The organism is Terriglobales bacterium (assembly GCA_035651655.1).
Lineage (GTDB): Bacteria > Acidobacteriota > Terriglobia > Terriglobales > Acidobacteriaceae > DASRFG01.
Window position 1 is genome coordinate 1 of sequence record DASRFG010000001.1, and the last position, 24,153, is coordinate 24,153.

23 protein-coding genes are annotated in these 24,153 nt (G+C 57.9%); 11 read left to right on the plus strand and 12 right to left on the minus strand.

All coding sequences use genetic code 11. From position 1 onward, the window contains the following. The 6 genes from VFA76_00005 to VFA76_00030 all read left to right on the plus strand — a co-directional run. On the plus strand, positions 1 to 557 hold a 557-nt coding region (locus tag VFA76_00005; GenBank protein ID HZR30215.1), incomplete at its 5' end, for an IS1 family transposase. A 1,175-nt stretch (positions 558 to 1,732) separates the two neighbouring features. Beyond that, entirely contained in the window at positions 1,733 to 3,286 is a 1,554-nt protein-coding gene (locus VFA76_00010; protein ID HZR30216.1) for an adenosine deaminase, read from the plus strand. A gap of 12 nt (positions 3,287 to 3,298) precedes the next feature. Continuing rightward, positions 3,299 to 3,709 carry a cytidine deaminase gene (gene cdd / locus VFA76_00015; protein HZR30217.1) on the plus strand — a complete coding sequence of 137 codons (411 nt, stop codon included), beginning with the start codon at positions 3,299 to 3,301 and terminating at the stop codon, positions 3,707 to 3,709. Beyond that, positions 3,709 to 5,166: a thymidine phosphorylase gene (locus tag VFA76_00020; GenBank protein HZR30218.1), complete on the plus strand. Its 1,458-nt coding sequence runs from the start codon at positions 3,709 to 3,711 to the stop codon at positions 5,164 to 5,166. Before cdd ends, VFA76_00020 begins: the two co-directional genes overlap by 1 nt. Continuing rightward, positions 5,167 to 6,399 carry a nucleoside transporter C-terminal domain-containing protein gene (locus tag VFA76_00025; GenBank protein ID HZR30219.1) on the plus strand — a complete coding sequence of 411 codons (1,233 nt, stop codon included), beginning with the start codon at positions 5,167 to 5,169 and terminating at the stop codon, positions 6,397 to 6,399. It begins immediately after the preceding gene. Beyond that, the gene (locus VFA76_00030) at positions 6,396 to 7,259 is read left to right on the plus strand and encodes a purine-nucleoside phosphorylase (protein ID HZR30220.1); all 864 of its coding nucleotides are present in this window, start codon (positions 6,396 to 6,398) and stop codon (positions 7,257 to 7,259) included. The genes VFA76_00025 and VFA76_00030 overlap by 4 nt, the downstream gene beginning before the upstream one ends. An 11-nt stretch (positions 7,260 to 7,270) precedes the next feature. Here VFA76_00030 and VFA76_00035 read toward each other — a convergent pair whose 3' ends face one another. Both VFA76_00035 and VFA76_00040 read right to left on the minus strand, forming a co-directional pair. After that, positions 7,271 to 8,170 (minus strand): S-adenosyl-l-methionine hydroxide adenosyltransferase family protein, encoded by a 900-nt coding sequence (locus VFA76_00035; protein HZR30221.1) that lies wholly within the window; start codon positions 8,168 to 8,170, stop codon positions 7,271 to 7,273. Positions 8,171 to 8,225: 55 nt separating this feature from the next. Beyond that, positions 8,226 to 8,540, minus strand: coding sequence for a hypothetical protein (locus tag VFA76_00040; protein ID HZR30222.1), 315 nt, complete (start codon positions 8,538 to 8,540; stop codon positions 8,226 to 8,228). A gap of 197 nt (positions 8,541 to 8,737) precedes the next feature. Between VFA76_00040 and VFA76_00045 the strand changes: the two genes are divergently transcribed. The 3 genes from VFA76_00045 (at position 8,738) to VFA76_00055 (ending at position 12,291) form a co-directional block, all read left to right on the plus strand. After that, entirely contained in the window at positions 8,738 to 9,133 is a 396-nt protein-coding gene (locus tag VFA76_00045; protein ID HZR30223.1) for a PPOX class F420-dependent oxidoreductase, read from the plus strand. Between the two features lie 84 nt (positions 9,134 to 9,217). Continuing rightward, positions 9,218 to 9,682, plus strand: coding sequence for a GNAT family N-acetyltransferase (locus tag VFA76_00050; GenBank protein ID HZR30224.1), 465 nt, complete (start codon positions 9,218 to 9,220; stop codon positions 9,680 to 9,682). 122 nt (positions 9,683 to 9,804) lie between these two features. Beyond that, a complete protein-coding gene (locus VFA76_00055; protein HZR30225.1) occupies positions 9,805 to 12,291 on the plus strand; it encodes a 2-oxoglutarate dehydrogenase E1 component in 2,487 nt (828 codons plus the stop codon). A gap of 40 nt (positions 12,292 to 12,331) precedes the next feature. Here the strand turns inward: VFA76_00055 and serS are convergent, their stop codons facing one another. Continuing rightward, on the minus strand, positions 12,332 to 13,624 hold the full coding sequence (gene serS / locus VFA76_00060; protein HZR30226.1) for a serine--tRNA ligase: 1,293 nt from the start codon (positions 13,622 to 13,624) through the stop codon (positions 12,332 to 12,334). A 115-nt stretch (positions 13,625 to 13,739) separates the two neighbouring features. On the opposite strand from serS, the gene VFA76_00065 reads away from it, so the two are divergent. Both VFA76_00065 and VFA76_00070 read left to right on the plus strand, forming a co-directional pair. Then, the gene (locus VFA76_00065; GenBank protein ID HZR30227.1) at positions 13,740 to 15,377 is read left to right on the plus strand and encodes an alkaline phosphatase family protein; all 1,638 of its coding nucleotides are present in this window, start codon (positions 13,740 to 13,742) and stop codon (positions 15,375 to 15,377) included. Continuing rightward, positions 15,374 to 16,321: a dihydroorotate dehydrogenase gene (locus tag VFA76_00070; GenBank protein ID HZR30228.1), complete on the plus strand. Its 948-nt coding sequence runs from the start codon at positions 15,374 to 15,376 to the stop codon at positions 16,319 to 16,321. Before VFA76_00065 ends, VFA76_00070 begins: the two co-directional genes overlap by 4 nt. A gap of 45 nt (positions 16,322 to 16,366) precedes the next feature. Here the strand turns inward: VFA76_00070 and VFA76_00075 are convergent, their stop codons facing one another. The 9 genes from VFA76_00075 to atpA all read right to left on the minus strand — a co-directional run bounded on the left by VFA76_00075 (position 16,367) and on the right by atpA (position 24,140). Further along, positions 16,367 to 16,774, minus strand: a complete 408-nt coding sequence (locus VFA76_00075) for a hypothetical protein (GenBank protein HZR30229.1) — start codon at positions 16,772 to 16,774, stop codon at positions 16,367 to 16,369. 17 nt (positions 16,775 to 16,791) lie between these two features. Beyond that, complete coding sequence (locus VFA76_00080) at positions 16,792 to 17,235, minus strand: hypothetical protein (protein ID HZR30230.1); 444 nt, start codon at positions 17,233 to 17,235, stop codon at positions 16,792 to 16,794. A 35-nt stretch (positions 17,236 to 17,270) separates the two neighbouring features. Continuing rightward, positions 17,271 to 18,074, minus strand: coding sequence for an MBL fold metallo-hydrolase (locus VFA76_00085; protein HZR30231.1), 804 nt, complete (start codon positions 18,072 to 18,074; stop codon positions 17,271 to 17,273). Between the two features lie 166 nt (positions 18,075 to 18,240). Beyond that, a complete protein-coding gene (locus tag VFA76_00090; GenBank protein ID HZR30232.1) occupies positions 18,241 to 18,603 on the minus strand; it encodes a hypothetical protein in 363 nt (120 codons plus the stop codon). 34 nt (positions 18,604 to 18,637) lie between these two features. After that, positions 18,638 to 19,486 (minus strand): 3-hydroxybutyryl-CoA dehydrogenase, encoded by an 849-nt coding sequence (locus VFA76_00095; GenBank protein HZR30233.1) that lies wholly within the window; start codon positions 19,484 to 19,486, stop codon positions 18,638 to 18,640. An 82-nt stretch (positions 19,487 to 19,568) separates the two neighbouring features. Next, a complete protein-coding gene (locus VFA76_00100; protein HZR30234.1) occupies positions 19,569 to 19,991 on the minus strand; it encodes a F0F1 ATP synthase subunit epsilon in 423 nt (140 codons plus the stop codon). Positions 19,992 to 19,994: 3 nt separating this feature from the next. Then, positions 19,995 to 21,440 carry a F0F1 ATP synthase subunit beta gene (gene atpD, locus VFA76_00105; protein ID HZR30235.1) on the minus strand — a complete coding sequence of 482 codons (1,446 nt, stop codon included), beginning with the start codon at positions 21,438 to 21,440 and terminating at the stop codon, positions 19,995 to 19,997. A gap of 36 nt (positions 21,441 to 21,476) precedes the next feature. Then, on the minus strand, positions 21,477 to 22,562 hold the full coding sequence (locus tag VFA76_00110) for a FoF1 ATP synthase subunit gamma (protein ID HZR30236.1): 1,086 nt from the start codon (positions 22,560 to 22,562) through the stop codon (positions 21,477 to 21,479). Between the two features lie 6 nt (positions 22,563 to 22,568). Then, the gene (gene atpA / locus VFA76_00115; protein HZR30237.1) at positions 22,569 to 24,140 is read right to left on the minus strand and encodes a F0F1 ATP synthase subunit alpha; all 1,572 of its coding nucleotides are present in this window, start codon (positions 24,138 to 24,140) and stop codon (positions 22,569 to 22,571) included. Between the last annotated feature and the right edge of the window lie 13 nt (positions 24,141 to 24,153).

Sequence of the window (24,153 nt, forward strand, 5' to 3'; positions counted from 1 at the left end):
TGGGCGACCAGTGGGTATTTGTGGCGATGGACGCGGAAACCAAGCTGGTGCCTGTGTTCACGGTAGGCAAGCGCACAGAGGAAACCACTTGGTATTTCCTTAATGACCTAGCAGAGCGCCTTGCCAATCGTATCCAGCTAACCACGGATGGCTTCGTGTTCTACCAACGTCACGTCGAGGACACATTCGGCGGCGAAGTGGACTTCGCACAGCTCATCAAGCTGTATGGCGATTACGGCCAGCATGGGCATGAGCACTACTCCCCAAGCCCGATCATGGAGACGATATCCAGAATACGCAGCGGCGACCCCGATCCGGCCCACATCTGCACGTCCCATGTGGAAAGACAGAACCTAACCATGCGGATGCAGATGAGACGATTCACACGACTCACCAATGGCTTTTCCAAAAAGCTAACCAATCTCAAGGCCGCTTGCGCTTTGCACTTCGCCCACTATAATTTCTGCCGCGTTCATTCAACCCTACGGATTACTCCGGCGATGGCGGCTGGTATTGCTGATGAGATTTGGGGGCTAGATCGTCTAGTGCCTGCTTAAGATGAAAGGCGAACGTAAATGTCGCAAACAAGAACGTACGGAATCGTCTGTGAATACTGCAAGCAAAGGTCGTGCCTTGGTAGTGTCGAACTAGAAAAGGGCGCTCAAGACGAAGACTTGCGACGTAAGCTGCTCGAAGAAGATTGGCTATCCCCCGTTGTTCTCTGCCCCGAATGTAGGCGTCAAAGGCAATATCAACGGGACGATGTGATACTGCTGGATTGAGCGGTGGGAAGTACGTGCCAGGTAGAGTTTTCGTAGGTGGGATTAGCCAAGTACCTTTTTCAGTTATGGATTGCATTTAGAATCCGCGTTCTGCGATTTATCGAAGGCGTATGCTAAACGCAAGAGGTGAGCTTATTAGAACACACCAAGTCAAGAGCAATCGTGATGCCATTGTCAGTCAAGAGATGACAAATGGGAATTCAGCTTAGGACAGTACCAGAACGGCTACTGAAACTGCGTTGAGGGGGAATCAAAGAGGGACGCGGAAGGAGGCAAAAACTAAGAATCCCGAGGTGATGTTGAAACCATTCTCCTCGGCCAGTAGCTCGCGTTTAGACCCTTGCCGACCTGCACTCGCTGCTTCCTTGCGGTCGCAACGCGCGATCGTTCCGCTCGGGCTCCGGGCTCACCGCCAACCGGGAAAACCGCTTCAACGCCTCGGGATTCTATCCTGCCCTCAACAAAGTTTCCTGTTCGTCTCGACCAGCGCTTTGCTATAGACCCTTGCTGACCCTCTGTTACTGCCTTGCAGCTGCAACAGTGATCTTGCTCGAGCCCCGGACGCCGCACCAACCGGAAAAACTTCAGAAACTGTCGAAGAACGATTATGGTTTTACTCCTCTTATTTTTTAAGTCAATTACAAACATGAGATTTTAAGTTCAATGTTTGTAGTTGGTTGCAGCGCGTTCACATGGGGGTGCCGAAAAGTAGTGCAATCTCTGCGCCGGTGTGGCGGGGCGATGCGGAGGAAGCGCTTCGCAAGCAGAGTTCCACAATTGGCGGAGCGATAAACACACGAGTGCGGACGAAGGGCTTGCTGTGAAAATCTGGCGAAATCGGCATTGGACAGACATTTGAATCGAGTTTGGATCTCAGTTCCCGGCCCCATTCTTCCGCATAGTCGCTTCCTCACTTTTGCCTGATGCGCGAGAGCAGCGGAATAGGTAGAATGGCGCGCTTCCCGATCATGCTGAAAAAAATCATCTGGTCCCAATACTTATTCGCTTTTCTGCTAGTAACCGTAACGTTCTCAGCGGCGCAGACTGCCACTCCGGAGCAGCGGACGGGGCGGTATCTGGAGTCGGTTCGGCGCCAACCTTCGCTGCTGTTGGCGTTCATGCGCGAGATGCCTAAAGGCGGCGACCTGCACAACCACCTCACCGGCGCGATCTACGCGGAAAGTTTTATTCGTTGGGCGGCCGAGGATGGCTTGTGCGTGGACACCAAGACATTTCAGCTCTCCGAGGGAGGGTGCGACGAGGAAGGCAAGGCGCAGGCCAAGGCGGCGCTGGAGGACCCCGTGCTTTATCGGCAGATGGTGGATGCCTACTCGATGCGCGACTGGAGTTCGGCGCGGGAGTCCGGTCACGACCATTTTTTCGATACGTTCTTCAAGTTCGATCGCGCCACCCGCGATCACGTTGGCGACATGCTGGCCGAGGCTGCCGCGCAAGCGGCTGATGACCGGCTGACATATCTCGAGACCATGTTCGCGCCCGACCAGGGCCGAGCCATACGGTTGGGTAGCAATTTGCATCTGAGCGGCGACTTTGACTGGACCAAGAACCTGGATGACATTCGCAAAGACCTGCTGGGAAGCGGACTCGAAGAGGTCGTCGCCGCGGGAAAAAGAAATCTGGATGAATTCGAAGCGCGCATGCGAGAGGACTTGCATTGCGGTAAGCCGAATGCCGAGCCAGGATGCGGAGTGACCGTGAGGTATCTGTATCAGGTCTTGCGTGGGCTTACGCCGCAGCAGGTATTTGCGCAAATATTGACCGGCTTTGAAATGGCGCAGGCAGATCCCCGGGTAGTAGGTTTCAACCTGGTGATGCCGGAGGATTGGCACGTCCCCATGCGGGATTTCGACCTGCACATGCACATGATTGATGGGCTGCGGAAATTTTATCCGCGAGTGCACATCAGCCTGCATGCCGGCGAACTGGCGCCCGGGCTAGTGCCTGACGACGGGCTGCGGTTTCACATCCGTGAGTCGGTCGAAATCGGCCACGCGGAACGCATTGGACATGGAGTGGCTGTGATGCACGAACGCAATCCCATTGGCCTGCTGCGCGAGATGGCAACCCGCAACGTGATGGCGGAGATTTGCCTCACCAGCAACGATGTTATTTTGAATGTGCGCGGGCAGGAACACCCTCTGCCCATGTACTTGAAATATGGAGTGCCGGTGGCGCTGGCCACGGATGATGAAGGCGTATCGCGGTCGGACATGACGCGTGAGTATATCCGCGCTGCCGAAACTTACGATCTGAGCTATTCCCAACTCAAGCGAATGGCGCGCACCAGCCTGGAACACAGCTTCCTGCCGGGCGCGAGTTTGTGGAGTGATGGTCAAGAGTTTCGGCGGGTCGCGGCGTGCGCAGGAGACAGTCCGTCACAAAAAGCCTCAGCAGGGTGCGGGAATTTTCTGGCTGGCAGCGAAAAGGCGCGCGTGCAATGGAAGGAAGAAGGCGAGTTCGATAAGTTCGAGAGGCAGTACTGAGGGAAGATTCTGATGCCGCAGGTGAACATTTCCGGCGAGGAGCAGGAAAGGCTGCTGAGTGCGGCACGTAAAGTGATGAAGAATGCGCACGCCCCGTACTCCAAGTTTTATGTCGGCGCAGCCGTGCTGCTGGAGAACGGCAAGATCTACTCGGGGTGCAACGTAGAGAACGCCTCTTACGGCATGACGGTATGCGCCGAGCGCTGCGCAATATTTTCTGCCGTGGCTGAGCTCGGGCCCAAAAACGTGCAGATTCGCGCGGTAGGCGTGACCACCGCGGCAGATGTTCCCGCTGCTCCCTGCGGTGCGTGCCGGCAGGTGATCTACGAATTCGGACCGGAGGCAATCATCATTTTTCGCGGCCGCAACGGCGTTCAACAGTCGCATATCACGGAATTGCTGCCGGAAGGATTTAGGCTGTAATGAGCGCCCCTCTGGCACGCAAAGCTATTGCCGCCGGCGGTGCCTCTTCCAAGAAGAATGCTTCCAGCAAATCTTCGGGCGATTCTTCTGCGAGCTCGCAATCGAGCATTCGAGTCGCGGATGTCATCCGCAAGAAGCGCGATGGTGGCGAGCTGTCGCGCAGGGAAATTGAATATCTGATTAACGGATACACGCGCGGGGAAATTCCTGACTATCAGGTGGCGGCGTGGCTGATGGCGGTGGTGCTACGGGGGATGACGCCGTCGGAGTCGGCAGCGCTCACCGAAGTGATGCTGCACTCCGGCGAGGTGCTTGACCTCTCGGCAATTCATAGCAAGAAAGTTGATAAGCACTCAACGGGCGGCGTGGGGGACAAGACTTCCCTGGTGATTGCACCTGTGGTCGCGGCGGCCGGGCTAGCTGTGCCCATGATCAGTGGCCGTGGCCTTGGACACACGGGCGGAACACTGGACAAGTTGGAGGCGATCCCCGGATTCAACGTGAACCTGGCGTTAAGCGATTTTCGTCGGGTTCTGGATGCGTGCGGCTGCGCCATGATAGGGCAAACTGCCGAGATCGCACCCGCCGACAAGAAGCTCTACGCGCTGCGCGACGTGACCGGAACGGTGGAGAGTCCCTACCTGATTTGCGCTTCCATCATGAGCAAGAAGCTGGCCGAAGGAATTGATGCACTGGTGCTCGACGTAAAGACCGGCTCGGGCGCGTTCATGAAGAAAGAAGAAGACGCGGTGTTCCTGGCGCAGCTCATGGTCGAGACCGGCGACCGCATGGGAAAGAAAGTCGTTGCGCTCATCACCGACATGGACCAGCCACTGGGCCACTACGTCGGTAATGCGCTTGAAGTGGTGGAATGCATTGACGTGCTGCGCGGAAACGGGCCGGAGGATTTGCGGGAGTTGTGCCTCCACCTCTCTGGGTGGATGTTTTATTTAGGCGGACGCTCAGAGAGTGTGGCGGAAGGAAACAAAATCGCTGCGCAGGTGATCGCATCGGGCAAAGCCTGGGAGAGATTCCGCGAGATGGCACGTCTGCAAGGCGGAGATGTGGCGACAATTGACGATCCGGCGCGACTGCCGCGAGCCCGCGGCCATGTGGATGTTCGAAGTCCGAAGAGCGGATTCGTAAGCGCGATTCAATGCGAGCAAGTGGGCACGGCGAGCGTGCTGCTGGGTGGTGGCCGGGAAAAGAAAGAAGACACAATCGACCCGGCGGTGGGCCTGGTATTGCACAAGAAGGTTCGCGACCAGGTAACGGCGGGAGAGCCGTTGGTAACCATTCATTACAATTCCGAAGACCGGCTGGCAGCCGCTAGAAAATTGATCGAGCAAAGCTACCTGATCGCCGATGCGCCGTCTTCAGTCAGCCGGCCGCTGATTCATCGAGTAGTTGCAGCCACTTCCGCCAAAGACTCTTCGTTGACAAAGAAGGTCCACTGAATGGGCCGATTTACAGGCATTCTCGGGCTGTTGACCATGCTCGGGCTGGCCTTTGCATTCTCTACAAACCGGCGCAGGATCAATCCGAAGACCGTCGCCTGGGGACTGGGATTGCAGTTTGCTTTTGCGCTGTTTGTTCTTCGGGTGGAGATCGGGCGCACTATATTTCAAAAACTCGGCGATGCGGTAAACAAGCTGCTGAGCTATTCATTCGCCGGGTCGGAATTCGTTTTTGGTGAGCTGGGGAAAAAGACATCGCACCTGGGTTTCTATTTTGCCTTTCAGGTGCTGCCCACCATCATCTTTATTGCCGCATTTTTTGCGGTGCTCTATCACTTCGGGGTAATGCAGTTCATCATTCGTCAGGCGGCGCGAGTGATGACGCGCTTCATGGGCGCGAGTGGGGTGGAGTCGCTGAACGTGGCGGCCAGCATCTTCATGGGGCAAACCGAAGCGCCCTTAACCATCCGTCCGTATTTGCCCAACGTGACGCGGTCGGAATTGATGACCATCATGACCAGCGGGATGGCGCACGTTTCCGGCGGGATCATGGGTGCGTACATTCTGTTCGGAATCGAAGCCAAGCACCTGTTGAGCGCGGTGATCATGACGGCGCCAGGTACCATTCTGATTTCGAAGATGCTGGTGCCGGAAACGGAAACGCCGCTTACCGCGGGCGAGGTGAAGCTGGTTGATGTGGAAAAAAGCGAAAATGCCCTGGGCGCAATTGCCAAAGGCACGCTGGATGGGCTGAACCTGGCGCTGAATGTGGGCGCGATGCTGATTTCCTTTCTCGCGCTTATCGCGCTCAGCAATGGCATTCTGGGCGGCATTCACAATGGGCTGGCGCACATCGGTTTCCCGTGGTTCCCAACCAGCCTGGAGCAGGTCTTCGGCACTCTGTTCGCGCCGATTGCGTGGGTGATCGGCGTGCCATGGAGGGACTGCCCGGTAATCGGCAATCTCCTGGGCACGCGCATGGTGATCAACGAACTTGTGGCGTTTTCTCTTTTAGCCCCGCAGCGGGCGGGCCTGGATCCGAGATCTTTTACTATTGCAACCTTTGCGCTATGCGGATTTGCCAACTTCAGCTCGATAGGAATTCAGATCGGCGGCATCGGCGCATTGGCGCCCAATAAGCGGGGGGAGTTGGCGAAATTGGGTATACGCGCCATGTTGGCGGGCACCATGGCCAACTTGATGTCGGCTTCGATCGCGGGAATGCTGTTGTGAGCAGTGAGGCCAGAACGCACCAGGCAACCGACGAGTTCAGCCGCGTAGAACAGGCTGCGCAATTTGTTCTGAGTAAGACCCAGCTTCGACCCAAGGTAGCCGTCGTGCTCGGCTCCGGGCTAGGCGCGTTCGGCGACGAAGTGCGCGAGCCGACGCGTGTTCCCTATCAGGCAATTCCCTTCTTTCCCCGTTCCACTGCGGCTGGGCACGCCGGACAGCTGGTGATTGGCAAATCGGGAGAAGTGCCGGTCGCGGCGATGCAGGGGCGCGTCCATCTCTATGAAGGTTATTCGGCCCACAACGTGGCATTTCCCATGCGGGTGCTGGCACGCATGGGCGTAAAGTCCGCAATCCTGACCAACGCCGCTGGCGGCATTAACCTGGAATACAAGCAAGGTGCGCTGGTGGTAATCAACGATCACATCAACTTGCAGGGACACAATCCGCTGGTCGGAGAAAATGATGAGCGGTTTGGGCCACGCTTTCCAGACATGACGCGGGCCTACCACAAAGCCTACCTGGAGATCGCGCTCGCTGAAGCCAAGCGTCTGGACCTCGAGACACACCAGGGGGTTTACGCCGCGCTGCTCGGCCCGAGCTACGAGACTCCGGCGGAGATCCGCTACCTGCGCGCAATTGGCGCGGATTTGGTGGGCATGTCAACGGTGGCGGAAACGATCGCAGCGCGGCAGATGGGGGTGCGGGTGCTGGCAATCTCCTGCGTGACCAATATGGCGGCGGGAATTTTGGACAAGCCACTGGACCATCGCGAAGTGCTGGAAACTGGTGAGCGGGTGAAGGGACAGTTCATTGCGCTGCTGAGGGCGGTCATCCCCCAAATTGCGAGGGACACTGAGTGATCAAATTTGGCTTACTTGCGCGAAATGAACAATGGCACGGGTGGGCTGATTTTGTAAGTCTGGGCGAAATTTCTCTGGTTTACCGCCAGACTCAAGCGCCCGCGGGAATCTATGAAAAGCAGTGGCTTGCCCACGGGCACGTCGCCAAAAGTGCGCGCGAACGGTAAGGTCATCTCGGTTGATCCAAGCTTAATCCGCGCGGTATCTCCGAATTCATAACCCAGCTTACGAAATTCTTCCCCGCTGATGTTGGTGATCAGGTTGCCGAACGGCCCATCGAGCGCGATGACTTCTCCGCTGATTCCGCGCTGCTCAACTTTTGCGGCAGCAATCGGGAGACGCACCAATTCTTTCAGCTCCGGCCCTACCTGCGTCCAATCGTCACCTCGGGCGAGGTGAGCGCCAACCGGCGAGAAAATGTCGCGGCCATGAAAAGTGGAGGAAAGGGCGCTGCCGATCATCCATGCTTTGTTGGTGATCTCGCGCGCGCCTTCGATGCCATCGCGGTCCTCGACCATGGTCATCAGCCCATTATCGGGTAGCACAAAGTATTGACCGCGCCTCGACTTCGCAACGATAGCTTTGCGGCTGGTGCCAACGCCGGGATCGATGACCACAACGAAAACCGTCCCCGCGGGATAATAGGGCGTAGTGCCAAACAAAAAACGCGCTCCGTCGGCGATGGAAAACGGCGTGACCTGGTGAGTAAGGTCGATGATCCGGACCTCGGGGGCTATGCCAAGCATGACACCTTTACAGATGGGAACGGCGTCATCCTGAGTGCCAAAATCCGTCATGAATACGATGATGGGGCGCTGAGGCGCGCTTTGCTGAGCGGCAACCGGAACAGCCGCGAGTGCGACGATTACGGCCAGAATGAGAAACGAATTTCCCCGAAAAGAGAAGGTCATTGTGGGTTAAGGAAGAACATTGTAGCCGGAGAAAAGGTCAAACGAAAATGGGCGATCAAAAAATGTTCCACCAGCCCCAGTGGGCGACGGTGAGAATAGTAACGACGGACGAAACCCAGAATAGCAATTGGAGAGACCAGTGGCTGCGCACGCGGATGTAGTTCAAGTAGAAACCGAGCAGCACCGCCACGACGGTAAATGCGATGAACAACCAGCGGTATTGTTCGAAGGTCACGACCAAAGAAGCGCTCCCGATGCCGAGCAGGCTGGCGAACCCGGCTACGATCGCGCTTGAGCAGATAGGGCCGGTGCAGAAACCCAGCACTGCAGTAGCCACCGATGCGACGCCGCTGCTGGTTTGCGATTTCATTTGTTTCTCACCACGAAGACTCACGAAGAAAGCCGAATTTTAACCACGGAGGACACAGAGGGGCACAGAGAAAAACTCCTGGATCTAAATCCAAAGCCCAGGCAGGTGACTGCCAAATCCCTCTGTCTTGCTCTGTGTCCTCTGTGGTCAAAAAGCCTTCGCTGACGATTATAATCAACGTTTACCAGGAGGAAGTGATGCCAGCAATTCCCGAGAAATATGCCGACCTCTTCAAGAAGAAAGCTTTTGCCAACCTTGCGACGGTGATGCCGGATGGCAGCCCTCAGGTCACACCAGTGTGGGTTGATTACGATGGCAAGCACGTAATCTTCAATTCCGCCGAGGGCCGGCAGAAGGACAAAAATTTGAGGCGCGACCCGCGCGTAGCGCTCTCCATCGTGGATCCCGACAATCCCTACCGGTACCTGCAAATTCGCGGCAAAGTTTCCGAGATCACCAAAAAGGACGCGGACAAGCACATTGACAAGTTAGCCAAGAAATATCTTGGAGTGGATAAATATCCCTACGCGCAGCCGGGCGAAGTACGAGTGTTGTACAAGATCGCTCCCGAAAAAACCCAAACCATGGGATGACCAACGAGATTATGTAGGGCGACACTCTTGTCCGCCACTCGCGAGCAGGAGTGCCCGCGCTACATGACTGTTGGTGAGAGACAAATGCAGACAGCCATTAAGGTGGTGCGGGCAGGGGCCGAAGATGCCGAGCGCATCGCGCCGTTGTTCGATGCCTACCGTCAGTTTTACAAGCAGAGGTCGAACCTGGCTGCGGCCAAGGCGTTTTTGTCGGAGCGGCTGATCCGGTCCGAGTCGGTTATTTTCCTGGCTCTGAGCGGCGAGGGAGAACGCGAAAAGGCGGTTGGGTTCACGCAGCTCTATCCGTGCTTTAACTCGGTGGCGTTGAAGCCGCTCTGGATCCTGTACGACCTGTATGTCGCACCGCAGGCCAGGCGGCTCGGCGTCGGCAAGGCGTTGATGGATCGCGCACAGCAGTTCGCCGCCGAGACCAAAGCCTGGGGGTTGTGGCTGGAAACTGCGGTAGACAACATTCCCGGGCAAAAGTTATATGAACGCCAAGGGTGGATACGGGACGAGGAGTTCTACAGGTATCAGAAGATGCTGTAGGACGTGATAGCGGCAAGTCTGCCCCGGCTGTGCCTACGTGGGTCATAGAAGCAGTTCTTCCATCAGCCCTCCCGGGCCTGAGTCCTGCGGTCCATTTTCCTCATCTTGTAGACTAAAGGTTTATGGCACAAGCCAAGATTGATTTAGAGATCGAGCCGTCGCGGGCCGGTATGGGTACGTCCGGTGACGAGGAGCAGGTCTTCGACCAGTTCCGCCGCTGGGGATACCTGCAGGCCGACCTCGATCCGCTGGGTTTTCTGCGCCCGCAGTCCCGCCCCGAGCTGCAGTTGAGCGGAGCGGCGGCCCAAGAGGCGCGCCGAGTTTATTGCGGGACCATTGGCGCTGAGTTCATGCATATCACCGACCCCGACCGGCGCCGCTGGATCCAGGAGCAGATGGAGAGCACACCGGCTGCTCCCGACCAAAGATGGATTCTTGAGCGGCTGATCCGTGCCGACCTGTTTGAACACATGTTGCAGTCGCGCTATTTGGGGACCAAACGGTTTTCTCTGGAAGGTATTACGGCAGCAATCCCGCTACTGGACGAATTGCTGGAAGGCGCTGCGGCGCACGATGCCGAAGAGGCGGTGATCGGCATGAGCCATCGCGGCCGCCTGAACGTAATACTGCACATCGCGAATCGACCGGCGGAAGAACTTTTTGCGGGTTTTGAGGACGTAGACCCGCGCAGCGTGCTAGGCGGCGGTGACGTGAAGTATCACATCGGCGCTACTGGCGAGTACAAGACTCCGAGCGGCCGCTCGATTCATATCCATCTAGTTTCAAATCCCAGCCATCTCGAGGCGGTGGACCCGGTGGTTGTGGGACGGGTGCGGGCCAAGCAGACGCGCGCCGGAAAAGCGGGTCTTGGGCGTTTTCTGCCGATCATTCTGCATGGCGATGCGGCGTTCGCCGGACAAGGCATCACTGCTGAAACCATGAACTTTGCTGACCTGAACGGTTTCAGTGTGGGAGGCACGGTGCACGTTATTGTTAACAACCTGATCGGGTTCACCACGGTGCCTTCAGAGTTGCACTCGGCGCGCTTCGCGGCTGATCTGGCGCGGCGGCAGGACATTCCCATCTTCCACGTGAATGGCGAGGATCCCGACGCGGTGGTACGAGCGGCACGCATGGCCCTGGAGTACCGCTACAGATTTTTCAGCGACGTTGTGGTGGACGTCATCGGCTATCGCCGGCACGGGCACAGCGAAGTGGACGATCCCACCATCACCCAGCCGCGCTTGTACAAGGCGATTGAGGAGCATCCGCCACTGTGGCAAATCTACGCAGAAGATCTGGGCCTCGATCCCAAACCCGAAGTGGACCGAGTCACCGCCGAATATGGAGAGGCGCAGAAAAAAGCGGCGGCCCTCAAGGTTAAGCCGACCTACCGCCAACTGCCGAGCTATTGGAGCAACTACAAGGGCGGCCGATACAAGCCGGAGTACGAGGTAGACACTGCAGTCTCGGCGGAAGAAATTGCCGCCATTACCGAGACGCTGACCACCTATCCTGCGGATTTTCATGTTCACCCCAAGATCAAGCGGCTGCTGCAACAGCGCCAGGAGATGGGCGCGGGCAAGCGTCCGGTGGATTACGGCATGGCCGAGGCGCTGGCCTTCGGCTCGCTGGTGAAGCAAGGTGTGCCGGTGCGCTTCAGCGGGCAGGACACCAAGCGCGGCACGTTCAACCAGCGGCATGCGGCACTGGTGGATGTGGAGAATGAGCAGGAGTACATCCCGCTGAGCCACATCAGCCCCAAGCAGGCGCGATTTGAGATCTACAACTCGACGCTCTCGGAAGCGGGAGTGCTGGGATTCGAATACGGCTACAGCCGAGACTATCCGGAAACGCTGGTGCTCTGGGAGGCGCAGTTTGGCGATTTTGCCAATGGCGCGCAGGTGGTGATTGATCAGTTTGTGAGCGCCGGAGAAGACAAGTGGGGATTACTTTCCGGTCTGGTAATGCTGCTGCCGCACGGCTACGAAGGTCAGGGACCCGAGCACTCGAGCGCTCGCATCGAGCGCTATTTGCAACTGGCGGCACGTGACAACATGCAGGTAGTCCAACCCTCGACCGCAGCCCAGTACTTTCATCTGTTGCGTAGGCAAGCACTGCGCCATTGGCGGAAACCGTTGGTGGTGTTCACGCCCAAAAGCATGCTGCGGCATCCCGATGCCTCTTCGCCATTGCAGGATTTTTCGCGCCCGCGATTTTTGCCCGTGGTACCGGATGAGGAAATCAAGAATGCGCGACGGCTGATTCTGTGCACCGGGAAGATCGGACACGAACTGCAAGCTGAGCGCAAGCGAAGAAAAGACCAGGCGACCGCGATCGTATTCCTGGATCAGCTGTATCCGTTTCCCGAAGCGGAGCTGACGCGGGAACTGGAGCGGCATCAGGGCGCTCAGGACATTTTGTGGGTGCAGGAAGAGCCAGCCAACATGGGAGCGCTCTGGTATGTGGTTCCACGCTTGCGGCGACTGGCGGGCGAGCGGCACGTCTTGACCGTGAAGCGCTCGGCGAGTTCCAGTCCGGCAACAGGATCGGCCAAAGCACACGAGATGGAGCAGAAGACGTTGCTGACGCTGGCCTTTGAAACCTGAAGGCAGTACTCACCGACTACTGAGTGCTGGCTACTGAGAACTAGAACTTTCTTGCCGTGATCCGATCTGTCCCGAGATACGGACGCAGAACTTCAGGAATGATCACGCTGCCATCCGCCTGCTGATAATTCTCCAATATTGCCAGCCAGGTGCGACCCACGGCTAAACCGCTGCCGTTCAAGGTGTGAACAAATTCGGTTTTGCCTTTGCCTTCCGGCCGGAAGCGGATATTGGCGCGGCACGCCTGGAAAGCCTCAAAATTCGAGCAGGACGAAATCTCTCGGAACAACTGTTGTCCCGGTAGCCAAACTTCCAGGTCGTAAGTTTTCGCGGAGCTAAATCCGAGATCGCCGGTGGAGAGTGCCACCACGCGGTAATGCAGCCCCAGCTTCTGCAGGACCATTTCGGCATTCTGCGTGAGTTTTTCCAGTTCCTCGTATGAGGTTTCCGGGCGGCTGAACTTCACCAGTTCGACTTTCTGGAACTGATGCTGGCGGATAATTCCACGCACATCTTTGCCGTACGACCCGGCCTCGCTGCGAAAACAGGGCGTGTAGGCAGTAAGGGAGATGGGCAGACGGGCAGCGTCCAGCACTTCGTCTCTGTATAGATTGGTTACCGGTACTTCGGCGGTAGGGACCAGCCACAAATCTTTGTCGCCGTGGGGCACACGGAAAAGGTCGGCGGCAAACTTGGGAAGCTGGCCGGTGCCGTACATAGATTCAGAATTCACCATGTAGGGTGGCAGAACTTCCGTATAGCCGTGTTCCCGTGTGTGCAGGTCAAGCATGAAATTGGCGAGCGAGCGCTCCAGCTTCGCGCCTAAGTCCCAGTAAACCGCGAAGCGGGCGCCGGTGATTTTGGCTGCACGTTCGAGATCGAGGATGCCAAGCTGCTCGCCCAGTTCCCAGTGGGGCTTGGGAGTGAAGTCGAATCTCGGCGGCTGCCCCCAGCGGCGAATTTCGACGTTGTCTTCGGCGGTCTTTCCGACCGGCACGCTCTTATGAGGAATGTTGGGAATGCCGGCGAGGAGCTGGCGTAACTCGGCCTCCTCTTTTTGTGCCTGTTCTTCGAGGCGCTGAATCTTCTCACGCAGGTCTTTGGTCTCGGCGATCAGGGCGGTCGCGTCCTGTTTATCTTTCTTCAGCCGCGCGATTTCTTCTGAAGCGCGGTTGCGGCGGGCCTGCAGGGTTTCAAGTTCGGTGATCGCCTGCCGACGGCGCGCGTCAATCTCACGAACATTCTTCAGCGTCGCGGCCGGATCCATACCGCGCTGCGACAGCTTCTCCTCCAGCAGCGGCAGGTTTTCGCGCACAAAATTCAGGTCGAGCATGAGAAAGCTAATGTAACGGAACCGAGCGATGGTGTCATCCGGGGCAATTCTCGGGGAATCAAATGCCCGGCAATCCTTGGCGTTACGCGGCGCGCTTTCTGTACACTAGTTCGACATGAAAACCAAACTGCGCCAGTCATCCGCTGTTCTGCTCTCGTGGCTTGTCCTCAGCGTATTCTCCTTGGCTTCGGCTTATAACCATCGACCAAAGTTGGTGGTGATCGTGGTCATTGACCAGTTTCGTGGCGATTATCTGGAGCGCTACCACGATGAGTTTGGCGCCAACGGCTTTCGGCTCTTCATCGACAAGGGCGCGTTCTTTACCGACTGCTACTACGATTACGCCAACACGGAGACAGCGCCCGGTCATGCCACCTTACTCACCGGTGCATACAGCAACGGACACGGAATCCTGGTGAACGAATGGTGGGACACGCAGCAGAAACGCATGGTAACTTCCGTCGAAGACAGGGCTACAACAGTTGTGGGAGCGGGCAGCGGAGCCGGTTCCTCACCTCACAATCTGATGGCCAGCACTCTGGGCGACGAGCTAAAGCTGGCGACCCAAGGGCGATCGCGAGTCTTCGGAATCGCACTCAAAGACCGCGCGGCCGTGCTGCCCGCAGGCTGGTCCGGCGATGGCGCTTACTGGATTGATAAGAGCACCGGGGCGTGGGTCACTTCCACTTACTATCGCAAGGAGCTGCCCGCCTGGGTGGCAGAGTTTAACCGCAGCCGTCCTGAAAAGTACTGGAACCGCGAATGGAAGGATGCGGACGGCAAGACCTTAGCCACGACGACCCAAAAGCCAGGAGCAGATTTTTATACAACCGTCGGATCGACCAGCTTTGGCAATGAGTATGAGTTGGAGTTTGCCCGCGAGCTGGTCAGCAATGAACACCTGGGCAGCGGGCCGACTACTGACCTATTGGTGGTGAGCCTGTCGCCCAACGATCTTCTGGGGCACGCCGTCGGTCCAGACGCGCCGGAGATGCACGCCATGGCGCTCGATCTAGACCGTCAACTTGGCGATTTCTTCCGCGTCCTGGGCCAACAGGTCGGAACACAAAACCTATGGTTGGCGCTAAGCGCCGACCACGGCGTAGCCCCGGTGCCAGAGGCGGCTCAGAAGATACGCATCCCCGCGACCCGGATTCCTAGCGAACAAGAACTGAAATCGTCGCTGAACTCCGCGTTAGCAACCAAACTAGGGCAGCCAGGCGACTACGTTAATGCGCTGGGCGGTTCGATTGTTTTTCTCTCTGCGGAGGCATTCAGCGGCCTGCACCTGACGGAAGCGCAAGCAGAAGAAGCGGCGGGCGAGGCCCTGATGGGGTTGAGCGAAACGCAACCCGGTACACGCGGCTACTTCACCAAGGTACAACTCAAGCGGGGAGAGGTCCCAGCCACCGAATGGGGCAAGAAATATCTTCACAGCTATTCGCCCGTAGGTGGTTGGTGGGTGATTGGAGTGCCGCCGCCATTCGCCACCGGTGGAAAGCGCGGCACAGGTCACGGCATGCCCTATACCTATGACACTCACGTCCCGCTGGCATTCTACGGTTCAGTGTTCAAGCCGGGCTACTATCGTACTCATGCAGAAACAGTGGACCTGGCGGCGACATTGGCTTCCCTGCTGGGAATCAACGCGCCTAGCAGTGCAGTTGGGCGAGTACTAACGGAAGCGGTGGCGACCAGCAATGCGGCAGTGCCGGTGAAGACCCATCCCGCCGCCAAGGAACGCGGCCGATGACAGCAGTTGAAATCCGCGAACCGGGAAAGCCCGATCTGGGCATCGAGTTTGCCGGCCTGAGGCTCAAGAACCCGGTCATTGCCGCCAGCGGAACTTTCGGATACGGGGTGGAATTCGAAGACATTGTTGATTTAAAGAAGCTCGGCGGATTTGTGGTGAAGGGATTGTCGAAGGAACCAATGGCCGGCAATCCGCCCCCGCGGCTGTACGAAACGGCTGCCGGAATGTTGAACGCGATCGGGCTACAGAACATTGGCGCACAGGCGTTCGTGCAAGAGAAGCTGCCCAGGCTGCGTCGAATTGCGAACATTGTTGTGATCGCCAACGTTTTTGGCTATTCGCGCGAGGATTACGAGACTGCGATTCGGATCTTGAACGAGGGCGAAGGCATTGCGGCCTACGAATTAAACGTTTCCTGTCCGAATACGAAACAGGGCGGCATCAGCTTCGGCGCCGACCCGCACCTGCTGGACGAAGTCGTGGCCATGGCCAAGAAAATCTCGCGTCGGCCGCTGATCGTGAAACTCTCACCCAACGTGACCAACATTGCGCAGATGGCGCGAGTAGCGGAAGAAGCTGGCGCGGATGTGCTCTCGCTGGTCAATACTTTTCTCGCCATGGCAATCGATGTGGAGACCCGCAAACCGCGCATCGCCAACTTAACTGCGGGGCTCTCCGGGCCGGCGATCAAGCCCATTGCGGTGCGGATGGTGTGGGAGGCGGCGCACGCGGTCAACATTCCGGTGATCGGAATTGGTGGCGTGAGCACTGCCGAAGACGTGGTCGAATTCATGCTCGCAGGCGCGGTGGCGGTACAGGTGGGCACCGCCAGTTACTGGGACCCGTGCGCGACTGAGAATATTGTGGCTAATTTGGAGAAATGGTGCGAGGAGCGCCACGTGGCGAGAGTGACCGACTTAGTAGGGGCGATGAAAACTGAATGAAACAATTGGTAATTGGGTAATTGGATAATGGGTAATTGAAAGGGTTTACTCGGGGAGGGCCGGGCGAAATATTAGCAGCAACACTACCCCGGTAGCATAAAAAGGGAGCGACTGATAAAAGCTCCCACCCAGGAAGCGCAGCACCAACCCATAGAGAACGACGGCTTCGCACAGCGCAAAGGTCACGATATTGGCAGCCCACCAGCGCTGAATCGAGGCCCGATCGCCCGGGTTGCCGCGGAGAGTGTCCGCAATCCCACGCATCATACGTCCGCGAACGATCCACATTGAAGCCAGCATACTGGCGGAGACCACAATAAGCGCAAGTTGCACGATCCTGACATCTTTGGGGGTAGATTTCGCGCCGAATTGCTCCGCAACCCCAATCTCAAAAAGAGCAGACACCAGCATCGCCCAGTACACCACGTTCACCAAGCGTAAGGTTGCGTCCATATTTAGTCGCCCATTATCTACTGTCCGGAAATCCGCAGCTTGATTTGTTCGGGAATGCGGTCGCGAATTTCCTCAGGCAGGCGGTCATGGACGCGGCGGGCGCCGATCTTGGCGGCGTCCACCATCACCAAGGGAGCCGGGGTAGCGACGGCGACCGCGAGCCAAATCAGCGCTGACAGCGCAAATCCAGAAAGCGCGGCCAATTCGAGAATGAAGGCGTGATTGGGGCCGAAGTGATGAATGACGCCAAACGCCAGCAAGAAGACAAAGCCGGAGGCACTAGCCAACGCCATCAAAGCAATGTCAATTCCACGGTGCAGATGGCGCTTGGCGCGGCAGCGCTCGCACTCAACGAAGTGCTGCTCGTAATCGCCGCGCATCTCTGGCGCGATGCCAGAAATATCGTAGCGCCAGCCCGCCAGGATGTTGCCCACGATCGGGTCAACGCATTGCTTACTCATACTTAGGCAGCTTGGCGTGCATCCGCTGCAATCAGCTAAAAGCGGATGGGCTCGAGGGGCGCGGACTGGGTGGCCAGCATCAGGCGATTTTGAAGCAAGGTGCGCCGACTTCCCAGCGCGTGCTCGGCGGCCACTCGCGCAAGCTCCGGATGATTGTTCTGTTCCGAAAGGTGCGCCAGCACCACGACGGCTGCACCACCATCATAATCGCTGGAGAAGAATTCCGCGAGAGCTTCGTTGGAGAGGTGGCCGACGCGGCTCATCACCCGCTGCTTGACCGACCAGGGATAGGGGCCGCCGCGCAGCATCTCGAGATCGTGATTCGATTCAAGCATCAGCAAATCGCAGCCGCGAATATGGTGGCGCACGCTGGCCGGCATATAACCCAGGTCAGTGACAATAGCCAGCTTTACCCCTTCAGCCCGAAACGTGAAGGCGACGGGATCGGCGGCATCGTGCGGAATGGTGAACGGTGTAACCGAGATGTCGCCGATTTCGAAGGTCGAGCCGGCGTCAAAAGTCTCGAGTTGTTCGCACTTCCACGGCTCTTTGCGCTGGGCGCGAATAATCCGGGCACAGGCATGGTGGGTGGCGCTGGTCATGTAAACCGGCACGCCCAGCTTCTTCGCCAGAGTGTAGAGTCCACAAATGTGGTCGCAATGCTCGTGCGAAATAATTATGGCGGAGAGCGCACGCGGGTCCTCGCCGCAGGATTTGATGCGGCGAAAAGTTTCACGCCCGGAAAGGCCGGCGTCGACCAGAATGCGAGTGCGCGAACTGGCCACGATGGTGCTGTTGCCTTTGCTGCCACTGGCCAGCACCGTACAAGAAACCGCCATAAGCGGAGCATAGCGGGATGTGTGATGCAGGGGGAGTAATTAGTTGGTTATCTTGAGCCAAGAGTGTGGAAAGCGGCGACCGAATTTGGAAACGGGTAATGAGAAATTGGTAATTGAGCGGCGAACCATCCTGATAGCCCGGCGCGTGAGCGCCGGGCGGCCCACCCTAATTTCCGTTACTTTTTTTGGGCATTACATTCTCCACAAAACGCCGCATGAAGTGGCCAGCATAAGCGCCCACCACTCCGGGAAGAAATACCAGGAACGATTCATATATCTGCGGGTGCTCGGTGTATTGATGGAGCACGAATGCCGCCAAGATCCGGGCAAACGGCACACAGGTAGCCACCAGCAGCGTCCAGCGCCACGGTTTCCGGGGACGGACCGTCCCGAGGAACATGGTGGGAGCAAGGACGAGGAACGCGGTGAGGAGCAGGTCGCCGACTTTAACTTCCGCAAAGCCCGCCAGCGCGCCGAAAAAGATGGCTAGCGCGAAATAGAAGATGGCGTGACGTTCGGGCGGTGACACGGCACTTGTGGCAGGCTGAATAGGTTCCGACAAGCTAATAAGTATAGAAGCCCCGGCCGGTTTTGCGTCCCAGCCAGCCGGCATCCACCATCTTGATGAGCAGCGGGCAGGGGCGGTATTTGGGATCGCCAAGGCCATCCTGCAGCACGCGCATGATGTCGAGGCAAACATCGAGGCCGATGAAGTCGGCAAGGGTGAGCGGCCCCATGGGATGCGCCATGCCCAGCTTGAACACTTCGTCTACCGCCTGCGGCGTGGCCACGCCCTCCATCACCGCGTACATCGCCTCGTTCAGCAGCGGCATGAGCACGCGATTGGAGACGAAGCCCGGGGCATCATTTACCTGCACTGGTACTTTGTCGAGCTTCTCGGCGAGGTCGCGAACCGTTTCGTAGGTCTCGTCCGAAGTAGCCAGGCCGCGAATGACCTCTACCAGTTTCATCACCGGCACGGGATTGAAGAAGTGCATGCCAATCACCTGCTGCGGGCGGCGGGTGAGCGCGCCGAGCTTGGTAATCGAAATTGACGAAGTGTTGGAGGCGAGAATGACATCGGGGCGGCACAGCGCGTCCAGGTCGCGGAAAAGCTGCGCCTTAATGTCGAATTTTTCGGTGGCGGCTTCGATCACGAAATCGCAGGTGGCGAGTTCACGGCGGTCAAGCACCGGACGGAGGCGCCCCAGCGCGGAAGTGCGGTCTCCGGCGGTGATTTTGTTTTTGGCTACTTCGCGTTCAAGATTCTTGCCGATGGTGTCGAGCGCGCGGTCCAGAAATCGTTGTTCCACGTCCGAGAGGATCACCTGGTAGCCGCCGCGGGCAAAGACATGCGCGATGCCATTGCCCATGGTGCCAGCGCCGACCACGCCGACTGTTTTGATCTCCATCAAGACCTCGCAGAACGGAAAAGTTTAGCAGGTGCGAGCGGTACGCGAGGGGCCCTGCCTTGTCGCCGAGACGCCGGCGCTACTAGGCAGCGGCCCGCTGGCTGGCTTTAGCGGCAACATCAAGGCGCGACTGGGCACGCGCCAGCGCATCCAGGGCACGCGGATAATCGGTGTTGGGATCGTTGCTGCTGAGGAGCTTTTGGGCACGATCACGGGCCTGCTGGGCGCGGGCCACGTCTATGTCCTCGCCCCGCTCAGCGCTTTCTGCCAGCACGGTGGTCTTGGTGGGAAGCACCTCAGCGAATCCCCAGGCGACCGCCAGCCGGTAGGTCTGGCCGTTGGCGACGTAGCTGAGTTCGCCGACCCCCAGTTCGGTGACCAAGGGGGCGTGGCCGGGGAGAATACCGAGATAGCCGTTCTTGCCTGGTATCTGCACCTGTTCGACCTTCTCGCGCACCACGAGGCGCTCAGGGGTGACGATGTCGAGATCGAGAGTATCGGCCATACTCTATGCGGCGGCGCCGGCACGCAGCTTCTTCGCCGTTTCTACAACCTCCTCGATGCTGCCCTTCATGTAGAAAGCCTGCTCGGGAATGTCGTCGTGCTTGCCTTCAAGAATCTCTTTGAAGCTTCTGACGGTATCCGCAATTTTCACGTAACGGCCCTGCAGGCCGGTAAACTGCTCGGCCACATGGAAGGGCTGAGAGAGGAATCGTTGGATCTTGCGGGCCCGCGTCACAGTAAGCTTCTGCTCCTCACTTAACTCGTCAATGCCCAGAATGGCGATGATGTCCTGCAAATCTTTATAGGTCTGCAGAATCTTCTTGACGCCCTGGGCGACGTCGTAGTGCTCCTGGCCGACGACGCGGGGATCGAGAATCCGCGAGGTCGAAGCCAGGGGATCGACGGCCGGATAAATTCCGATTTCAGTCAATGGCCGGGAGAGCACGGTGGTGGCGTCCAGGTGGGCAAAGGTCGTGGCGGGCGCCGGATCGGTGAGGTCGTCGGCGGGAACGTAGATTGCCTGCACCGAGGTGACAGAACCACGTTTGGTCGAGGTGATGCGCTCCTGCAACTCGCCCATTTCGGTAGCCAGGTTGGGTTGATACCCGACGGCGCTGGGCATGCGGCCGAGCAGCGCCGAAACTTCTGAGCCAGCCTGGGTAAAGCGGAAAATATTGTCGATAAATAACAGAGTGTCGGCGCCTCCGACATCGCGGAACCATTCCGCCACAGTCAACGCGGTCAGCGCCACACGCAGGCGGGCGCCGGGAGGCTCGGTCATCTGGCCATAAATAAGGGCGGCCTTGGAATTTTTAGGATCACCTGGCTTGATGACGCCGGACTCTGACATTTCCAGCCAAAGGTCATTGCCTTCGCGAGTGCGCTCACCGACCCCGGCGAAAACCGAGTAGCCGCCATGTTGCTTGGCGACGTTGTTGATCAGCTCCATGATGACAACCGTCTTGCCCACACCCGCGCCACCAAACAGGCCAATCTTTCCGCCCTTCAGAAATGGCTGAATGAGGTCAATGACCTTCACACCGGTTTCGAACATCTCCGCGGTTGTGGACTGTTCCGCGAAGGGGGGCGCCGGGCGGTGGATCGGCAGGCGCTCGGTGGCATCAATCGGCCCCAGCTGGTCCACAGGTTCCCCGATTACGTTCATCACTCTGCCGAGCGTGCCAGGGCCGACGGGCACCGAGATGGGGCCGCCGAGGTCAATGGCTTTCATGCCGCGGACCATGCCGTCCGTGGGCTGCATGGCGACACAACGCACGCGACCTTCGCCGAGGTGCTGTTGCACTTCCAGGATGACGTCAATTGGGGTGGGAACCTTGTATCCATCGCTGACCACGCGAATGGCCTGAAAAATGAGGGGCAGGGCGGTCTCGCTGAATTGCGCGTCCACCGCCGGGCCAGAAATTTGTATTACGTGTCCGATGTTTTCCATAGAAGTCGACGAACTCGAAACTCGAAAAAAATTACCTCACAAAGCGGCGGCGCCGCTCACAATTTCAATGATCTCGCGCGTAATCTTCGCCTGACGAATACGGTTCATGCTCAGAGTCAGAGCGTCAATCATCTCGGAAGCGTTGTTACTGGCGGCATCCATTGCGGTCATGCGAGCTGCATGCTCAGCTGCTACAGACTCCAGCAAGGCACGATACACCCCAATGGCTACATACCTGGGGAGCAGATCGCTAAAGATTTCCGCCGGAGACTGCTCGTAAATGTAGTCCACAGGCGAAGCAGCGAAGGCGGCAGCAAGCTCATCAATCTCGCGAGTGTCAGCTTCGGTAAGGCTGACGCCGGCAGAGGCGGCGGCCTTGGCCATGCGTTCCTTTTCTTTGAGCGCCATTTCCTCCGCCTGGAGAATAGGGGAAACGCCGATCTCCACGATCGGCAGAATTTGCGAAATCACTACCCGTTGCGCAACCACCGACTTGAATTCGTTATAGAGCAAGTACACGGAGTCAATCTCTTCGCGCGAGTAACGGACCACGATGGTGTCAGCCAGGGCTTCGGCTTGGGCAAACTGCAGGCGCCCGAGAATACCGATATGCTCGCCCACGATCTGCACCGGGCCGGAGCGGCTGGTGGCGCGGGGCGGAGGCTGCAAACGCTCTTCTTCTTCGGTGACGGGAGTCTCCTGCACCGGGGCGGCGGGAAAGCGGCGTCGCAGGAAATCGCGTCCCTTGCGGCCTACTGCCTCTATGTCCAGGTTCTTGCCCGACTTTGACTGGATAAAAGTCATTGCTGCTTTAAGGATATTGGTATTGAAGGCGCCCGCCAGACCCTTGTCACCGGTCACAACCACAAATAAAACGTTGTTCTCCGGTCTCTGGGCGAGCAGCGGGTGCTTGGGCTGGCCGGTTTCAGGATCTACAACGTCGGTCCGGAGCACCAGCGACTTGAGCACGTTGGTCAACATTTGCGCGTAGGGGCGGCTGGAAAGAGCACGGTCCTGGGCGCGGCGCAGCCGCGCGGCCGAAATCATCTTCATGGCGCGCGTGATCTGCCGCGTGTTCTTCACGCTGCGTATGCGACGACGGATATCGAGAAGGCCGGCCATGAAATTCTATCTCGCCTTAGCGGTTGTCTCTGCTGGTTTAGCCTGGGTTGCGCTTTCTTCCTGGCGTTCTGTCAGGAAGCGCTCCTTGGCTTCTCTGATGACATCGGTGATTTGGGACTTGAGCTGATCATCAAGCGCCTTCTTTTGCATGATGGTGTCGAGAAGCTGGGGATGCATCGTGTCCACGTAGGCATAGAGAGACTTCTCAAACGGACGAATGTCTTCGACCTTGAGCTCATCCAGCAGGCCGTTCGTGCCGGCAAAAATAATCAGGATTTGCTTGGAGAACGGCAGCGGAGAGTACTGATCCTGCTTAATGACCTCCACCAACCGCTCACCGCGAGCTAATTGGGCTTGCGTAGCTTTGTCGAGATCGCTGCCGAATTGGGCGAACGCGGCCAGATCGCGGTATTGCGCCAGTTCGAGTTTCAGTGTAGCGCCCACCTGCTTGATGGCTTTAATGGCGGCAGAGAAACCGACGCGGCTTACCGATAAGCCGACGTTGACGGCTGGACGCACACCACTGTTGAACAAGTCCGTTTCAAGATAAATTTGGCCATCGGTGATCGAGATGACGTTGGTCGGGATGTACGCCGAGACGTCGCCCGCTTGGGTTTCAATAATTGGCAGGGCGGTCAACGAACCGGCGCCCTTAGCGTTGCTGAGCTTGGCGGCGCGTTCCAGCAGACGCGAGTGCAGATAGAAGACGTCACCGGGATAAGCCTCGCGGCCGGGCGGACGGCGCAGTAGGAGAGAAATCTCACGATAAGAAGCCGCGTGCTTGGAAAGGTCGTCAAACACCACCAGGGCGTGTCGCTTGGAATCGCGGAAATATTCACCCATGGCACAGGCGGCATACGGAGCGATGTACTGCATGGGAGCAGGCTCGGAAGCTGAGGCGGCCACCACGATGGTGTAGTCCATTGCTCCGAGGTCGGTGAGTGTTTTGACCACCTGCGCGATGGAGGAGCGCTTCTGGCCGATGGCGCAGTAAATACAGATCAGGTCTCCGCCTTTGTTGTTGATGATGGTGTCAATGGCAATGGCGGTCTTGCCGGTCTGGCGGTCGCCGATGATCAGCTCGCGCTGGCCGCGGCCGATAGGAATCATGCTGTCAATCGCCTTGATGCCGGTGGCCATGGGCTCACGCACCGGTTGGCGATCAATGACGCCGGGAGCAATGCGCTCCACAGGAATAAACTGATCGGTTGCGATGGGCCCTTTGTCGTCAATCGGCTGCCCGAGAGCATCTACGACCCGACCGACCAGCGCGTTGCCGACGGGCACGCTGATGATGCGGCCGGTACGCTTGACCTCATCGCCTTCCTTAATTTCGGTGTATTCACCGAGAAGCACTACGCCGACCTGGTCTTCTTCCAGATTCATGGCGATGCCGGAGACGTTGTGAGGAAAGCTCAAGAGCTCTCCGGCCATGACTTTGTCCAGACCGTACACGCGCGCGATACCGTCGCCAATGGAGATGACGGTGCCAACTTCATCTACAGCAATTCTGGACTCGTAATTTTCGATCTGCTCGCGGATGAGCTGGGTGATTTCGTCAGCTTTAATTTGAGCCATTTATAAGTTCTCA

Bases quoted from the DNA above. Each gene is read 5' to 3' on its own strand.
- VFA76_00010 (HZR30216.1), top strand. From the start codon at position 1,733: ATGGCGCGCTTCCCGATCATGCTGAAAAAAATCATCTGGTCCCAATAC.
- cdd (HZR30217.1), top strand. From the start codon at position 3,299: ATGCCGCAGGTGAACATTTCCGGCGAGGAGCAGGAAAGGCTGCTGAGT.
- VFA76_00020 (HZR30218.1), top strand. From the start codon at position 3,709: ATGAGCGCCCCTCTGGCACGCAAAGCTATTGCCGCCGGCGGTGCCTCT.
- VFA76_00025 (HZR30219.1), top strand. From the start codon at position 5,167: ATGGGCCGATTTACAGGCATTCTCGGGCTGTTGACCATGCTCGGGCTG.
- VFA76_00035 (HZR30221.1), bottom strand. From the start codon at position 8,170: ATGACCTTCTCTTTTCGGGGAAATTCGTTTCTCATTCTGGCCGTAATC.
- VFA76_00040 (HZR30222.1), bottom strand. From the start codon at position 8,540: ATGAAATCGCAAACCAGCAGCGGCGTCGCATCGGTGGCTACTGCAGTG.
- VFA76_00045 (HZR30223.1), top strand. From the start codon at position 8,738: ATGCCAGCAATTCCCGAGAAATATGCCGACCTCTTCAAGAAGAAAGCT.
- VFA76_00050 (HZR30224.1), top strand. From the start codon at position 9,218: ATGCAGACAGCCATTAAGGTGGTGCGGGCAGGGGCCGAAGATGCCGAG.
- VFA76_00055 (HZR30225.1), top strand. From the start codon at position 9,805: ATGGCACAAGCCAAGATTGATTTAGAGATCGAGCCGTCGCGGGCCGGT.
- serS (HZR30226.1), bottom strand. From the start codon at position 13,624: ATGCTCGACCTGAATTTTGTGCGCGAAAACCTGCCGCTGCTGGAGGAG.
- VFA76_00065 (HZR30227.1), top strand. From the start codon at position 13,740: ATGAAAACCAAACTGCGCCAGTCATCCGCTGTTCTGCTCTCGTGGCTT.
- VFA76_00070 (HZR30228.1), top strand. From the start codon at position 15,374: ATGACAGCAGTTGAAATCCGCGAACCGGGAAAGCCCGATCTGGGCATC.
- VFA76_00075 (HZR30229.1), bottom strand. From the start codon at position 16,774: ATGGACGCAACCTTACGCTTGGTGAACGTGGTGTACTGGGCGATGCTG.
- VFA76_00080 (HZR30230.1), bottom strand. From the start codon at position 17,235: ATGAGTAAGCAATGCGTTGACCCGATCGTGGGCAACATCCTGGCGGGC.
- VFA76_00085 (HZR30231.1), bottom strand. From the start codon at position 18,074: ATGGCGGTTTCTTGTACGGTGCTGGCCAGTGGCAGCAAAGGCAACAGC.
- VFA76_00095 (HZR30233.1), bottom strand. From the start codon at position 19,486: ATGGAGATCAAAACAGTCGGCGTGGTCGGCGCTGGCACCATGGGCAAT.
- VFA76_00100 (HZR30234.1), bottom strand. From the start codon at position 19,991: ATGGCCGATACTCTCGATCTCGACATCGTCACCCCTGAGCGCCTCGTG.
- atpD (HZR30235.1), bottom strand. From the start codon at position 21,440: ATGGAAAACATCGGACACGTAATACAAATTTCTGGCCCGGCGGTGGAC.
- VFA76_00110 (HZR30236.1), bottom strand. From the start codon at position 22,562: ATGGCCGGCCTTCTCGATATCCGTCGTCGCATACGCAGCGTGAAGAAC.
- atpA (HZR30237.1), bottom strand. From the start codon at position 24,140: ATGGCTCAAATTAAAGCTGACGAAATCACCCAGCTCATCCGCGAGCAG.